Annotated in this window: 15 protein-coding genes; 4 read left to right on the top strand and 11 right to left on the bottom strand. The window is 66.1% G+C overall.

What is annotated here, in order from left to right; genetic code table 11:
* Positions 1 to 121 precede the first annotated feature (121 nt).
* The 4 genes from U873_RS0121045 to U873_RS0121030 all read right to left on the bottom strand — a co-directional run bounded on the left by U873_RS0121045 (position 122) and on the right by U873_RS0121030 (position 2619).
* The gene (locus tag U873_RS0121045; RefSeq protein WP_025130123.1) at positions 122 to 730 is read right to left on the bottom strand and encodes a DUF1842 domain-containing protein; all 609 of its coding nucleotides are present in this window, start codon (positions 728 to 730) and stop codon (positions 122 to 124) included.
* A 52-nt stretch (positions 731 to 782) separates the two neighbouring features.
* Entirely contained in the window at positions 783 to 1412 is a 630-nt protein-coding gene (locus U873_RS0121040) for a DUF1842 domain-containing protein (RefSeq protein WP_025130122.1), read from the bottom strand.
* Between the two features lie 36 nt (positions 1413 to 1448).
* Positions 1449 to 1637: a DUF1843 domain-containing protein gene (locus U873_RS0121035; protein WP_025130121.1), complete on the bottom strand. Its 189-nt coding sequence runs from the start codon at positions 1635 to 1637 to the stop codon at positions 1449 to 1451.
* A gap of 361 nt (positions 1638 to 1998) precedes the next feature.
* Positions 1999 to 2619, bottom strand: coding sequence for an HAD family phosphatase (locus U873_RS0121030; RefSeq protein WP_025130120.1), 621 nt, complete (start codon positions 2617 to 2619; stop codon positions 1999 to 2001).
* A 164-nt stretch (positions 2620 to 2783) separates the two neighbouring features.
* Between U873_RS0121030 and U873_RS36985 the strand changes: the two genes are divergently transcribed.
* Positions 2784 to 2990 (top strand): DUF6021 family protein, encoded by a 207-nt coding sequence (locus U873_RS36985; RefSeq protein WP_025130119.1) that lies wholly within the window; start codon positions 2784 to 2786, stop codon positions 2988 to 2990.
* A gap of 96 nt (positions 2991 to 3086) precedes the next feature.
* Positions 3087 to 3272: a hypothetical protein gene (locus U873_RS0121015; protein WP_025130118.1), complete on the top strand. Its 186-nt coding sequence runs from the start codon at positions 3087 to 3089 to the stop codon at positions 3270 to 3272.
* Between the two features lie 69 nt (positions 3273 to 3341).
* On the opposite strand, the gene U873_RS0121010 is transcribed toward U873_RS0121015, so the two are convergent.
* The 5 genes from U873_RS0121010 to U873_RS0120990 all read right to left on the bottom strand — a co-directional run bounded on the left by U873_RS0121010 (position 3342) and on the right by U873_RS0120990 (position 8916).
* A complete protein-coding gene (locus tag U873_RS0121010) occupies positions 3342 to 3956 on the bottom strand; it encodes a hypothetical protein (RefSeq protein WP_025130117.1) in 615 nt (204 codons plus the stop codon).
* Between the two features lie 50 nt (positions 3957 to 4006).
* Positions 4007 to 4612, bottom strand: coding sequence for a hypothetical protein (locus tag U873_RS0121005; protein WP_025130116.1), 606 nt, complete (start codon positions 4610 to 4612; stop codon positions 4007 to 4009).
* 100 nt (positions 4613 to 4712) lie between these two features.
* Positions 4713 to 5126 carry a hypothetical protein gene (locus U873_RS0121000; protein WP_025130115.1) on the bottom strand — a complete coding sequence of 138 codons (414 nt, stop codon included), beginning with the start codon at positions 5124 to 5126 and terminating at the stop codon, positions 4713 to 4715.
* 120 nt (positions 5127 to 5246) lie between these two features.
* Complete coding sequence (locus U873_RS0120995; protein WP_025130114.1) at positions 5247 to 7019, bottom strand: acyl-CoA dehydrogenase C-terminal domain-containing protein; 1773 nt, start codon at positions 7017 to 7019, stop codon at positions 5247 to 5249.
* A 274-nt stretch (positions 7020 to 7293) separates the two neighbouring features.
* Complete coding sequence (locus U873_RS0120990; RefSeq protein WP_025130113.1) at positions 7294 to 8916, bottom strand: acyl-CoA synthetase; 1623 nt, start codon at positions 8914 to 8916, stop codon at positions 7294 to 7296.
* Positions 8917 to 9454: 538 nt separating this feature from the next.
* Here U873_RS0120990 and U873_RS0120985 point away from each other — a divergent pair.
* Positions 9455 to 11344 (top strand): PAS domain S-box protein, encoded by a 1890-nt coding sequence (locus U873_RS0120985; protein WP_025130112.1) that lies wholly within the window; start codon positions 9455 to 9457, stop codon positions 11342 to 11344.
* Positions 11341 to 11976, top strand: coding sequence for a response regulator transcription factor (locus U873_RS0120980; protein WP_025130111.1), 636 nt, complete (start codon positions 11341 to 11343; stop codon positions 11974 to 11976). The genes U873_RS0120985 and U873_RS0120980 overlap by 4 nt, the downstream gene beginning before the upstream one ends.
* A 3-nt stretch (positions 11977 to 11979) precedes the next feature.
* Here the strand turns inward: U873_RS0120980 and U873_RS0120975 are convergent, their stop codons facing one another.
* Both U873_RS0120975 and U873_RS0120970 read right to left on the bottom strand, forming a co-directional pair.
* Entirely contained in the window at positions 11980 to 12576 is a 597-nt protein-coding gene (locus U873_RS0120975; RefSeq protein ID WP_025130110.1) for a TetR/AcrR family transcriptional regulator, read from the bottom strand.
* On the bottom strand, positions 12569 to 13420 hold the full coding sequence (locus U873_RS0120970; RefSeq protein WP_025130109.1) for a 3-hydroxybutyryl-CoA dehydrogenase: 852 nt from the start codon (positions 13418 to 13420) through the stop codon (positions 12569 to 12571). The genes U873_RS0120975 and U873_RS0120970 overlap by 8 nt, the downstream gene beginning before the upstream one ends.
* Positions 13421 to 13513 lie beyond the last annotated feature (93 nt).

Below are 13513 nucleotides of genomic sequence, written 5' to 3'. Positions count from 1 at the left end.
TACCCAGCGGTACGCGGCACCAACCCATCGAAATAGGCGCGCCTTCCTTGTGCGGCAATGGCGCGATCGGTTTAGCGCAACCCGGGGCCGCCCGTTGTCGGCCGGCCCCGGGTGCCTTTACTCAGCGACGTTCCAGGCGGCTGATTTCCGCCTGCAACTGCTGCACCGCCTGGCTCAGGTTGTCACTGTTGGCCAGCTGCTGCTCGCCCTGGGCCACCAGCGCCTTGAGCCGCGCCAGATCGCCGCTGCTCTGGGCCTGCTGCAGCGCCACGGCATACAGCGGCTGCGGATACAGGTGCCGCTGATTGTCCTTGGGCGCCAGCTCGGCGTTGGCCGCTTGATCCACGGGCGCCTGGCTCACGGCGGCATGCTGGACCACATGCCAATGGCCCTGGTACTGGTAGCGATAACTGGCGAAACCGCTGGCCCAGTCGAGGCCGAGAATGCCCTGCAGATGGAAAGTCTCGGCGATCTGGCTGGTGGGCCCGCTGGGGTTGCCGGCCAGGTTGAGGATGATATGGCCCTCACTGGAGGGGTCCAGTTTGACCTGGGAGTAGTCGCCCCAGACATCTGCGAGAAAGTGCACCGGTGGCGAGGTGCTCTGAGTCACCCGGGCCACGCCGCTGACTTTCTTCTGCGGCGTGTTGACCAGCAGATCGAGGGTCAGCACCGGCCCCCCGATCACAGGGTTGGCGACGATGATGCGGGTATGGAACAGTCCGATTGTCATGCTGCAACTCCTTATCTCGATAGAAGACATCAGGTTCGCGGGACTGCCGCAGTCAGCGCCGCTCGTGCTTGCCGATCTCGGCCTTGGCCGCATCCAGCGCCGTGCGGATCAGCGGCAACTGTTCCAGCTGCTGCGTGGCCACTCGGTGCAGGCTCTTCATCTGCGCCAGGTCGCCGCTGGCGATGGCGCCGTGGATCGGTGCCGCGTACAGCGCCGAGATCGGTGGCAGCGGGCGGTTGTGCTGGCCATGCTGGGGGGCCGAGAGGGTGCTCGACTGCACGGATTCCTGCAGATGGGCGGGGACCTGATTGACCGTTACCCAGCTGTGCCCGTTGTAGTACTGGTAGTTGGCCACGCCTTCCTTCCAGTCCTCGCCGACCACCAGATGCAGCTTGAAGTTGATGACGGAGTTGGAACCGGGGCCGCCCTGATTGCCCTGGGCGGTGATGAGGATCTTGCTGGTGCTCGGTGACATGACCGTCAGGTAGGTGTACTGACCCCAGACATCGCTGTGCAGGTCCAGAGGCGGATTGACCGCCTGAGTGATGGACGACGTGCCGCGCACGCTGTGCTCGGGGGTGTACACCAGCAGGTTGAGGATCAGGGTCTGAGCCCCGGGTTGCGAGGTACCGATGCGGTAGCTCAGGGGGAACAGGCCTTCTTGGGGGATAGAACCAGACATATGCTTTGCCTCCATTCAATGACGGGGAAACAGCGACTAGTGCTGTTCCAGGCGGGCGACTTCCTTGGCTAGCTGTTCGTAGGCGCTGTGCAGATCCTTGGGTTCGGACTCTTTCGGACCGCGCTTGGCCAACAGGGCTTTCATCTGCGGCAGTTTGCCTTCGGAGATCGCCGATTGAATGGCCACCCCGTAGGGTGGAATCACATGTTGAGATGCATTGCTCATGGCGTGTGCCTTCCGTGGGTGTGGATGGGTGCTGCGGTACTCGGCAGCTTTTGCAGTTAAGCAGCGCGGATGGAATTGGCAGGGTAATGGCACATTGATTTTGTGGCTTTCCGACAGGTGGATTCACAGCAGGTAAAAGGTTGATTTTGTGGACATTCCAAAGGGCGATATGCAGGAGGGAGGTGATTGCGGATGGCGATAGAGGGGGGATTTTTTCGCCGCGGGGAGGGGGCCTGAAGAGCAAGCTTCTTCAGGCGCTGTGCGCAGGAGCCGGCTTGCCGGCGAAGAGGCGCGCAAGTGATGCCGCGCCTGGACGGGCGCCTTCGCTGGCAAGCCAGCTCCTACGGGGGAGGCGCCCCTTTCAAACCAGCCCCAGCTCCTGCAGCTGGCGCCGGGTCTCACTCGCCGCCACATGATGAATCGCCCGCCAGCCCAGGGCTCTGGCCGCGACGATATTCGGCGCATGGTCATCGATGAACACCAGCTCCTCGGGCGCTACCCCCGGCAAATGCGCGCGAATCCGCCCCAGGGTGGTGTGGTAGATCTCGGCATCCGGCTTGATCTGCCGCTCCTGCCCCGACACCACGATGTCGCGGAACCGCTGCAGGAACGGATAGTGCTCCCAGGCATAGGGAAAGGTTTCCTGAGACCAGTTGGTCAACCCGAACAGCGGCACCTGTGCCTGGTGCAGCTCCTCCAGCAGGGCCACCCCCGCATCCAGCGGGCCCTTGAGCATCTCCGGCCAGCGCCCGTAATAGGCCTCGATCAACGGCGCATGTTCGGGGTGCTCGGCCACCAGGCTGCGGGTGGCTTCGGCCAGGGGCCGGCCAGCGTCCTGCAGGGTGTTCCAGGCCTGGGTGCAGACGGTGTCGAGGAACCACTGGCGACGCTCGTCGTCAGGGATCAGTTGGCGGTACAGGTGGTGCGGGCTCCAGTCGAACAGCACCCCACCAAAATCGAAAACCACAGCACGAATCGTCATCAACACTTCCTTTTCAGCGGTTGTGGGTCAGGGCGTCATCCTGCGACGCTGCGCAGCGCAATGCAATTTTCCGCTGGCCATTGGTCCGCTTGCCGGCACCCTCGCAACGGATCGCGATCCAACCCCTGTATCCGGCCTTTTCCAGGCTGGCACAGGAGCTGCCCATGACTGCCAAGAATCCCACGGGGCCGCGCTCGTCCGAGCATGCCTCGAATCATCATGACCCGGGTTTCGACCCCGATTCGCCAGACCTGGCCGACCCCCAGGTAGACCCGGTAGGCCCGGCCAGGGCACCCCTGGACCGCCCTGAACCCGAGCACCGGCGCAAACGCTCGCGGGCCTACGATCCCCTGGCCAACCTGAGGAAATGACCGCGGCACGCCGACATGCGGCCGTCGCCGGGCCGTTCTGCGGGTGTAAGGTAAAACGGCCAAGCCCCAGGCACGCTGAAAAAAAAGGAGGTGTCCATGAGTACGCCGCTGCTGAACAAGCTGCAGATCAACGGTTATCAGGTATTGAGCGTCAACCACGGCCCCTGGAAGGTCTGCACAGCGGGTGACCGGCTCGCCACTTTCGGCACTCGGGAAGAAGCCCTGGCCTTTGCTGCCGCCTTGCCGGTGCGCAGGGCGTCACCGGCCACCCAGCATCGATAGCGCCCGGCAGAAAAAAAAGCCCCGATCGGTTCGGGGCTTTTTTGTGTCCGGGCTGCTGCCAGCGGCGGCTCAGTCGACAATCACCGGCTCGTTCGGATCATCGCTCAGGCACACGGTCAATTGCTCCCCGGCCTTGTTGAACGCGCAGCGGGGCAGGGATTGCTGCTTGATGAAGCTCAGCGGTGGCAGGATGAACGCCGCCGCCAGGACCAGCGCCCACAGGGTTTGCAGAAACAGCACATCGGCGCTGGTGGCGGCGGGCCGTGAGACGAGGCGTCGGCGCCAGTAGAAGTACAGGCCGCTGATAACGAACAGGCACACGATGCCCATCATGTAGTCCAGTTCCCAGTCCTGGGGGCTGAAGGAGCGGCTGCCATCTTCATCATCCGGGTAGGTGAGCCGCCACCAGGCCCCCAGCAGCAAGGGCACGAGCCCGGCCATCAGCCAGGCCATGCGCGCGCCGGGCATACGAGTCAGCAGGGCCAGGACCAGGCCGATCAGGCACAGCACCCAGGCAAACAGGTACAGCTGAAAACCCATGGCGCCGCCGAACAACGTGCCGCTGACATCCCGCGGTTGCATCATTTGCACGTCGCACACCAGCATCACCGACAGCGGGATGGCGACGACGATCCAGCACAGGGGGCGGTACAGCCACAACCACAGGGTAAACAGGCGAGACATGGGCACACTCATCAAGGTCGAGAAAAGGAGGAATGAAGTCAGGGGGCCGTTCAGTCGACAATCACCCGGGTGCCCGGGCCTAGGCATAGGCTCAACTGATTGCCGGCCCGGTCGAAGGCGCAATAGGGCAGTGGCTTGCGGGTGATGGCCTGCAGCGGTGGCAGGATGAAGGCTGCCCCGAGCACCAGGGCCCACAGGGTGCGCAGCAACAGCAGATTGCCAGTGGCGGGTGGACGCGGCTTGAGCCGCTGCTGGCGCAACAGGTAGACGCCGCTGTAGACCAGGGCAAAGCCGAAGACCATCACATAGTCCAGCTCCCGGGCCTGGATGCTGAAGATCAGGTTGCCGTCGAAATCATCCGGGTAGTTGATCCGCCACCACAGGCCCAGCAGCAACTGCACCAGCCCGGCGACGATCCAGGCCAGGCGCGCGCCGGGCATCCGGGTCAGCAGCGCCAGCACCAGGCCCAGGACGCTGAGAGCCCAGGCGCCCAGGTACATCAGAAAACCCATGGAACCGCCGAACAGGGTGCCGCCGACTTCCCGGGGGACGATCAGGTTCAGGTTGCAATGGATCATGGTGGCCGTGGGCGCGGCGACGGCGATCCAGCACAGCGGGTAGTAAAGCCGGGACCAGAGGGTGTACAGGCGGGACATGGGCAAACTCGAAGTGGGTGATTTGCCCCGGGCCATGGCCGGGGGCTGTGGGACTCATGGATGTCGGGCAGGGCCAGGGCTGCTGCGCAATGGGTGTCAGTCAGCTGAAAAGCAGCAGGGTGCCGGCACTGAACAGCACCAGCGCGAGGCTGATGCCCGCCAGGGGAATGCGAAACCAGTAACGAATGGCCAGCACCCACAGGCTGGCGAGAAACCCCAGGCCGATCAGCAGCAAGCCACGGGCCTCCAGCAGCAGCGCCGGGTGCAGCCAGGCCAGGTAGCCGTAGATCAGGCCAAACAGCATGGCCCCCAGGCTGTGGCTGGCATTGAAGCCGACCCAGGCCCGCCACAGGCTGGTCTGGCGGCTGATCACCGGCGACACCTGGCGCATGCGTTCGGCCAGGGCCGGATCACGGGGCTGGAACTTGTCGCTGGCGAAGGTGTAGAGCAGGTGCAGGCTGCCGAGCAGCAGCACGATGGCTGAGCTGGCGATGATCAGGGCGGGGGCCAACACGTTTCTTCCTTGGGCGGTGTCCGGGTGCGCGGAGTATGCCGCGCCGCCCGGGGTTTTGCACCTGCGGGCGGTGGTTTTTTAGCGCCCTGGGGCAGGGCGCCGGCGGCCCGGCCCAGGGGCTCAGAACTGCTCGGCCTCAAGGCCGAACAACGACGAACTGCCAGCGCGGATGCTCTGCTCCAGGCTGAGGATGCGCGGCAGCAGGCGGCTGAAGTAGAAGCGTGCGGTGGCCAGCTTGGCGCCGTAGAAGCCGTGGTCCTCGGAACGCTTGTGCTCGGCCACCTGGGCCATGCGCGCCCACAGGTAGGCGTAGGCCACGTAGCCGAACAGCTGCAGGTATTCGACGCAGGCACTGCCCACCGCATAGGGGTTGTGCACCGCCTGCTCGCGCAGCCAGTCGCTGAGGTCTTCCAGGCGCTGCACCGCATCCAGCAGCTCGGCGGCGTAGGCGGCGCCGGGCAGGTAGGCGTAGTCGCGGATCTCGCCGGTGAACAGGCGCAGGGCCACGCCGCCGTTGCCCACCACCTTGCGCCCCAGCAAGTCCAGGGCCTGGATGCCGTTGGTGCCTTCGTAGATCTGGGCGATGCGCACGTCGCGCACCAGCTGCTCCTGGCCCCATTCGCGGATGTAGCCGTGGCCGCCGAAGACCTGCTGGCCGAGCACGCAGCTGTCCAGGCCGGTGTCGGTGAAGAAGGCCTTGGCCACCGGGGTCAGCAGCGCCACCAGGGCCTCGGCGTTGTGCCGCTCGTGGGGCTGATCGGCGAACTTGGCCAGGTCCAGCTGCTGGCCGACGTAGCTGGCAAACGCCCGGCCACCTTCGGTCATGGCCTTCATGCTCAGCAGCATGCGCCGCACATCGGGGTGGACGATGATCGGGTCGGCGACCTGGTCCTTGGCCACCGGGCCTGCCGGGGAGCGGCTCTGGATCCGTTCCCGGGCATAGGTGCGGGCGTTCTGGTAGGAGTTTTCGGCGCAGCCGATGCCCTGGATGCCGATGGACAGGCGCTCGTAGTTCATCATGGTGAACATCGCCGCCAGGCCCTTGTTGGCCTCGCCGATCAGCCAGCCGCTGGCGCCGTCGAAGTTCAGCACGCAGGTGGCCGAGGCCTTGATGCCCATCTTGTGCTCGATGGAACCGCAGCTCACCGCATTGGCCGCGCCGAGCACGCCGTTGGCGTCGACATGGATCTTCGGCACCAGGAACAGCGAGATGCCCTTGGGGCCGGCGGGGGCGTCCGGCAGCTTGGCCAGCACCAGGTGGATGATGTTCTCGGTCAGGTCCTGCTCGCCGCCGGTGATGAAGATCTTGCTGCCGCTGATGCGGTAGCTGCCGTCGGCCTGGGGCTCGGCGCGGGTGCGGATGATCCCCAGGTCGGTGCCGGCATGGGCTTCGGTGAGGCACATGGAACCGGCCCAGCGGCCTTCGTACATCGGCGGCAGGTACAGCTGCTTCAGCGTTTCGCTGGCGTGGGCGTCGATGGCCAGGCAGGCCCCGGAACTCAGGGCCGAATACAGGGCGAAACTGGAGTTGGCGGCGTAGAGCATTTCCTCGAACTGCACCGCGAGCATCTTCGGCATGCCCATGCCGCCGTAGGCCGGGTTGCCGCTCAGGCCGACCCAGCCACCCTGGATGTAGGTGCTGTAGGCCTCCTTGAAACCGGCCGGGGTGGTCACCTGGCCGTTGTGCCAGGTGGCGCCTTCCTCGTCGCCGCTGCGGTTGAGCGGGGCGATCAGGTTGCCGGTGACCTTGGCCGCCTCTTCGAGAATGGCGTCGGCGGTGTCGCCGTCCACGGTGTCGGCCAGGGCCGGCAGACGGGCCCAGAGCTTGGGCGCGTTGAACACTTCATGCAGGACAAAGCGCATGTCGCGCAGCGGAGCGTTGAATTCGGGCATTGCAGGAACCTCGGGCAAAAGGGGAGGTTGAACGGCCGTGGCCGCATGAATCAATAACGAAAACCCCACCCCCCTGTAGGAGCCGGCTTGCCGGCGAAGGGGCCCGAGAGCCTGGCGCCGCATGGCAGGCCAGCCCCTACGGGCGATGGCGCTGGTGAGGGCGCTTTCGCTGGCAAGCCAGCTCCTACGGGGGATGGGCTGGTGAGGGCGCCTTCGCTGGCAAGCGGAGCGCCGCCCGGCCAGCTCCTACAAGGGCTGGGTAGGTGTAGTCAGGCTAGAGGTTTTTCGCCATGTCGCGCAGGACGAACTTCTGGATCTTGCCGGTGGAGGTCTTGGGCAACAGGCTGAAGACCACGGTACGCGGCACCTTGAAGCCCGCCAGGTGTTCGCGACAGAAGGCGATGATCTCGGCTTCGCGCACCTCCTGATGGTCGGCCTTGAGGGTGATGAAGGCGCAGGGCGTCTCGCCCCATTTTTCGTCGGGCCGGGCCACCACCGCCGCTTCCAGCACCGCCGGGTGGCGATAGAGCACGCCTTCGAGTTCGATGGTGGAGATGTTCTCGCCGCCGGAAATGATGATGTCCTTGAGCCGGTCGCGGATCTCCACGTAGCCGTCCGGGTGAGTCACCCCCAGGTCGCCGGTGTGGAACCAGCCACCCTCGAAGGCTTCGGCGGTGGCCGTGGGGTTCTTCAGGTAGCCCTTCATCACGGTGTTGCCGCGCATGAAGATCTCGCCGATGGTCTGGCCGTCCCGGGGCGTGGGTTCGAGGGTTTTCGGGTCGGCCACCATCACCCCTTCCAGAGTCGGGTAGCGCACCCCCTGGCGCGACTTGATCTGCGCCCGCTGCTCCAGGGGCAACTCATCCCAGGCGGCGTGCCAGGCGCACAGGGTTACCGGGCCGTAGACCTCGGTCAGACCGTAGACGTGGGTTACCTGGATGCCCATTTGCTCCACCGCGCCGATCACCTTGGCCGGCGGCGCGGCCCCGGCCACCATGGCGTTGACCGGGTGGTCGATGGCCGCCTTGGCCGACTCCGGCATGTTCACCAGGGCATTGAGCACGATCGGCGCGCCGCACAGGTGGCTGACCTGGTGCTCGCGGATCAGGGTGAGGATCTTCTGCGGGTCGACCCGGCGCAGGAACACATGGACCCCGGCCAGGGCGGTCACGGTCCAGGGGTAGCACCAGCCGTTGCAGTGAAACATCGGCAGGGTCCACAGGTACACCGGGTGGTTGCCCATGGCCCAGGTCATCTGGTTGCCCAGGGCATTGAGGTAGGCGCCGCGGTGGTGGTAGACCACGCCCTTGGAGTTGCCGGTGGTGCCCGAGGTGTAGTTCAGGGCGATGGCCTGCCACTCGTCAGCGGGCCACTGCCAGGCGAACTCGGGGTCGCCCTCGGCGAGGAACGCCTCGTAGTCCAGGTCGCTGACCGGCTGGCCTTCGCCGTACTCGGGGTCGTCCAGATCGATCACCAGCGGCGGGTGGTCGAGCATGGCCACGGCGGCGTGGATCACCTCATGGAATTCGCGGTCGGCGATCAGCACCTTGGCTTCGCCGTGGGCCAGCATGAAGGCGATGGCCTCGGCGTCCAGGCGCACGTTGAGGGCATTGAGCACGGCGCCGATCATCGGCACGCCGAAGTGTGCTTCGAGCATCGCCGGGATGTTCGGCAGCATCACCGCCACCGTGTCGTTCTTGCCGATGCCGCGCCCGGCCAGGGCCGAAGCCAGGCGCCGGCAGCGGCTGTAGGTCTGGGCCCAGGTGCGACGGATCGAACCGTGGATCACCGCTGGGTAATCGGGGTAAACGGCGGCGGTGCGCTCGATGAAGCTCAAGGGGGAGAGGGCGATATGGTTGACGGCAGTCGGCGCCAGGCCTTGCTCGTAGATGGACATGGTTCGGGTACCCGGTGGCTGATTATTAGCTCTATTGGCCGAGGCTTGGGTGGCGTGTGCTGTGTACCTGGGGCCCCCACTGCAGGAGCCGGCCTACCGGCGCAGGCGCTCTCAAGAACACCTGCGCCTGTAGGAGCCGGCTTGCCGGCGAAGGCACTCTCAAGAACACCTGCGCCTGGTAGGAGCCGGCTTGCCGGCGAAGGCGCTCTCAAGAACACCTGCGCCTGTAGGAGCCGACTTGCCGGCGAAGGCGCTCTCAAGAACACCTGCGCCTGTAGGAGCCGGCTTGCCGGCGAAGGTGTTCTCAAGAACACCTGCGCCTGTAGGAGCCGGCTTGCCGGCGAAGGCGCTCTCACGGGCCCCTTCGCTGGCAAGCCAGCTCCTACGCTCAGGTACGCAGCACACCCAGCGAAAGCTCGGTGACTTATCCGGGGTCTTTTATATACTGTTTGTCGATTGATATGGAAGTACTGCCTGAGTTGTATAGTAGTTGTACTATAAGAAGAATTCGCCACTCCGGCCCCGAGATTGATCGACCATGCCCGACTCCACCCACTTGAGCCACTGGCTGCGCCTGCAGCGCCAAGGCCGCTTGCCGGACTCGCCCTGGCTCGGCCATGACCCCCAGCCCAGCCTGCTGCTGGACGCCGAGGCCCGGCCCCTGGACCTGAACCCGGCGCTGCGGCAATGGCTGGAAGGCCAGCCCGAAGGCGAGGCGGCGGCGCTGCTGCCGGTCAATCACCCGGCCCTGGTGCGGGCTTGCCTGGAGCAGCAGCGGGCCATCGAGCACGTGGAGGCCCAATGGGGCGAACGCATCCTGCTCTGGACCTTCATCCCCGACCCGCTGCGGCAACGGGTATTGGCCCGCTGCCAGGAGGCCACCGGGCAAATCCTCGCCGAACGCGAGTCGGCCAAGGCCCGGCGCCTGTACCGGCTGATCACCGAAAACACCACCGACCTGATTTCCCGGCACACCCCGGACGGCAGCTTTCTCGATGCCTCGCCGGCTTCCTGGACCCTGCTCGGCTACTGGCCCGAACAACTGCGCGGGCGCCTGGCCCGCAGCCTGTTCCACCGGCGGAACCTGGCCGGGCTGATGCAGCGCACCCAGGACGCCCTGGAGCAGGACGGCTACCACACCATGACCTACCGCATCCGCCACCGCGACGGCCACTACCTGTGGTTCGAGACCGCCTGCCGGGCGATTCGCGACACCTACACCGGCATGGTGGTGGAGGTGGTGGCGGTGTCCCGGGACATCACCGCGCGGATCGAGGCCGAAGAAAACAAGCGGCGGCTGGCGGACGTGGTGGAAGCCAACCCCGACCCGGTGCTGTTCGTCCAGCCCGGCGGGGCGGTGACCTACCTCAACCCGGCGGCCCGGCGCACCCTGGGCCTGCAGGTGGGGCAGGGGATGCCGCCACTGGCGGCGTTTCTCACCGAAGAGGTGCTGCACAGCCTGCAGGACGAGGGCTGGAACCGCGCCGAAAGCAGCGGCCGCTGGAGCCTGGAGGCGCGCCTGCAACCCCTGGACGGCGCGGCCTCGGTGCCGGTGTCGCTGATGCTCCTGGCCCATCGTGCGGCCAGCGGCGAGCGCTTCTATTCCCTGGTGGCCCACGACCAGAGCGAGCGTGAATTGCGCGAGGCCCAGCAGCGCCATCACCAGGACGAACTGGCCCACAGCGCCCGGCTGGTGACCCTGGGGGAACTGGCCTCCGGGATCGCCCACGAGATCAACCAGCCGTTGGCGGCGGTGGTCAATTACGCCAACGCCAGCCTGCGCTACTTGCAGGCCCTGGACACTCAGCCGGAGGCCGCCCGCAAGGTCGCCCAGGGCCTGGAGCGGATCGCCGAGCAGGCGACCCACGCCGCCGAGGTGATCAAGCGCCTGCGGGCCTTCCTGCGCAAGGGCGGGCGCCGGGTCCAGGCCTTGGATATCGCCGAAGTGGCCCGGGAGACCGTGCGCCTGTGTGCCTGGGAAGCCCAGGCCAGCCAGGTGGCGATCCAGCTGCATCTCGCGGATAATCTGTCGCCGGTGTACGCCGACCGGGTACTGCTGGAACAGGTGCTGCTGAACCTGCTGCGCAACGCCATCGAAGCCAACCGCGAAGTGCACCCGCAGCAGCCTTCGCAGATCGTCCTCGACGCTGCGGCGGCCAGCGAAGGCGGGGTGCGGATCAGTGTCAGCGACCAGGGCCCCGGGGTGTCGGCGGAGCAGTTGCCGCAGTTGTTCACCCCGTTCTACACCAGCAAGGCCAACGGCCTGGGCCTGGGGCTGTCCATGAGCCGCAGCATCGTCGAGGGCTTCGGCGGCGACCTGCAGGCCGAGCCTCAGGCGCAAGGCTTGAGGATGTGCTGCCGACTGCCGGCCAGCGCCCCGGTTGATCCCGATTCAGTCTCCCATTCACAGACAGGAACCCGAGCATGACGAGTGTGGCGCAGCAGTTGGTGTACGTGGTCGACGACGACCCGGGCATGCTCGATTCCACGGTCTGGCTGCTGGAGTCGGTGGGCCTCAAGGCCATGCCTTTCACCAGTGGCCGCGAGTTCCTTGAACAGGTCGATCCGCGCCTGGATGCCTGCGTGCTGCTGGATGTGCGGATGCCCGGCATGGGCGGGCTGAATGTCCAGGAAGAGTTGCGCCAGCGGGATATCCAACTGCCGGTGATCTTCGTCAGCGGCCACGCCGATGTGCCCATCGTGGTGCGGGCGTTCAAGGCCGGGGCCCAGGATTTCATCGAGAAGCCCTACAACGAGCAACTGCTGCTGGACAGCGTGCAGCAGGCCCTGAGTCGCGCCGGCCGGCAGCAGAGCCAGAGCGCCGGACAGGCCCAGGTGACGGCGCGGCTGGCCAGCCTGACCCCACGGGAAAGGGACGTGCTATTGCCCCTGGTGCAGGGTTATGCCAACCGTGAGATTGCCCAGCAGCTCGGGGTCAGCATCAAGACCATCGACCTCTACCGTTCCCGGGTGATGAAGCGCATGCAGGCCGAGCACCTGCCGCAACTGGTGGGCATGGCCATCGCCGCGGGCCTGGTCGACCCTCTGCAGCTGCGTTGAGCCTCAGGCCACCGCGCTCTGGGGCGGCGCGGTGCCGATCAGGCGTTCGATGGCGCCGCTCAACAGGTTCTCCAGCAACGTCTCGCGTTCGCCATCACTCAAGGCCTGTTCACTGAGCCAACTGGGGGCATTGTTCAGCAGGTTGGCCACGGCGTGGGCGGTGGCCTGCTGCAGGCTGGCACTGAGGCCGGGCGGGGTGCCCAGCAGTTGCAGCAACTGCTGTTCGTAGCCTTGGCGCAGCTGGTGCACGCGCTGTTGCTGGTCGGCATTCAGGCAGCCGCTGTCGCGCTCCACCAGGCGAAAGTGCCGCGGTAGCTCCCGGTGCAGCTTGAGGTGGGCCCGGATCAGCGCCGGCAGGCAACTGCCCTGGGCCTTGCGTCGCTGCAGGCGCTTGAGGGTGCCGTGCAGCTCGTCGAAGAACTCCTCGATCAGGTCCAGCAGCAGGTGCTGCTTGCTCGGGTAGTGGTGGTACAGCGAGCCCGGGGTCAAGCCCAGATGGCTCGCCAGCTCGCGCATGCCGACCTGGCCGAAGCCCTTGCTGGCGAACAGCTCCAGGGCCTTGTCGCGGCTTTCGGCAAAGCGCGAGCAACGCTCAGCCATAGAGATGGAAACCCCGTCGGCTCTTGCGCCCCAGGTAGCCGGCGGCGACCATTTCCTTGAGCAGCGGCGCTGGCCGGTACTTGCTGTCGTTGAAGCCGTCGTAGAACGCCTCGAGGATCGCCAGCAGGGTGTCCAGGCCGATCAGGTCGGCCAGGGCCAGGGGGCCGATCGGCTGGTTGCAGCCCAGGCGCATGCCGGCGTCGATGTCCTCGGCGCTGGCCAGGCCCTCCTGGAACACCAGGATCGCCTCGTTGATCATCGGCACCAGGATGCGGTTGACCACAAAACCCGGGCGGTTGCCGGCGGTGATCGCGGTCTTGCCCAGGCGCTGGGCCATCTCCATGGCCAGGGCGTGGGTCGCGTCGCTGGTCTGCAGGCCGCGGATCACCTCGATCAGGCCCATCACCGGCACCGGGTTGAAAAAATGCAGGCCGATGAAGCGCTGCGGAACGCTGACGCTGGCGGCCAACTGAGTGATCGACAGCGACGAGGTGTTGGAGGCAATCACGCACCCGGGGCCAACCTGGTCGGCAATCTGCTGCAGCACCCGCAGCTTGAGGTCGAGGTTCTCGGTGGCCGCTTCGATCACCAACTGGGCGTCCTTGAGTGCGCTGTAGTCGGTGCTGATGCGGATCCGCCCCAGGGCGGCGAGCTTCTGCTCCTCGTTCAGGCTGCCCTTGGCGATCAGGCGGTCGAGGTTCTTGCCGATGGTGGCCAGGGCCTTTTCCAGGGCCAGCTGGGCGATGTCCAGCAGGGTCACCTCCAAGCCCGCCTGGGCGCAGACCTGGGCGATACCGTTGCCCATGGTGCCGGCGCCGATCACACCGATGTTTGCAAGATTCATCTTCAGCTCTTCCTTTGTTCGTGGCCTTCGCGGAGCATGGCGCGCACGCCTTGCTCCGCGCATTATCCAGCGAGAGTCTAGAGCCCCGCACCG

Origin of the sequence: Pseudomonas sp. PH1b (genome assembly GCF_000633395.1) — a bacterium.
GTDB lineage: Bacteria > Pseudomonadota > Gammaproteobacteria > Pseudomonadales > Pseudomonadaceae > Aquipseudomonas.
The sequence above is the reverse complement of the archived record's forward strand: the minus strand, read 5'-3'. Positions and strand labels throughout refer to the sequence as shown.

Bases quoted from the DNA above. Each gene is read 5' to 3' on its own strand.
- U873_RS0121045 (WP_025130123.1), bottom strand. From the start codon at position 730: ATGACAATCGGACTGTTCCATACCCGCATCATCGTCGCCAACCCTGTG.
- U873_RS0120975 (WP_025130110.1), bottom strand. From the start codon at position 12,576: ATGGCTGAGCGTTGCTCGCGCTTTGCCGAAAGCCGCGACAAGGCCCTG.
- U873_RS36985 (WP_025130119.1), top strand. From the start codon at position 2,784: ATGACTGCCAAGAATCCCACGGGGCCGCGCTCGTCCGAGCATGCCTCG.
- U873_RS0120990 (WP_025130113.1), bottom strand. From the start codon at position 8,916: ATGTCCATCTACGAGCAAGGCCTGGCGCCGACTGCCGTCAACCATATC.
- U873_RS0120985 (WP_025130112.1), top strand. From the start codon at position 9,455: ATGCCCGACTCCACCCACTTGAGCCACTGGCTGCGCCTGCAGCGCCAA.
- U873_RS0121040 (WP_025130122.1), bottom strand. From the start codon at position 1,412: ATGTCTGGTTCTATCCCCCAAGAAGGCCTGTTCCCCCTGAGCTACCGC.
- U873_RS0121035 (WP_025130121.1), bottom strand. From the start codon at position 1,637: ATGAGCAATGCATCTCAACATGTGATTCCACCCTACGGGGTGGCCATT.
- U873_RS0121010 (WP_025130117.1), bottom strand. From the start codon at position 3,956: ATGTCTCGCCTGTTTACCCTGTGGTTGTGGCTGTACCGCCCCCTGTGC.
- U873_RS0121005 (WP_025130116.1), bottom strand. From the start codon at position 4,612: ATGTCCCGCCTGTACACCCTCTGGTCCCGGCTTTACTACCCGCTGTGC.
- U873_RS0121030 (WP_025130120.1), bottom strand. From the start codon at position 2,619: ATGACGATTCGTGCTGTGGTTTTCGATTTTGGTGGGGTGCTGTTCGAC.
- U873_RS0120980 (WP_025130111.1), top strand. From the start codon at position 11,341: ATGACGAGTGTGGCGCAGCAGTTGGTGTACGTGGTCGACGACGACCCG.
- U873_RS0121015 (WP_025130118.1), top strand. From the start codon at position 3,087: ATGAGTACGCCGCTGCTGAACAAGCTGCAGATCAACGGTTATCAGGTA.
- U873_RS0120970 (WP_025130109.1), bottom strand. From the start codon at position 13,420: ATGAATCTTGCAAACATCGGTGTGATCGGCGCCGGCACCATGGGCAAC.
- U873_RS0120995 (WP_025130114.1), bottom strand. From the start codon at position 7,019: ATGCCCGAATTCAACGCTCCGCTGCGCGACATGCGCTTTGTCCTGCAT.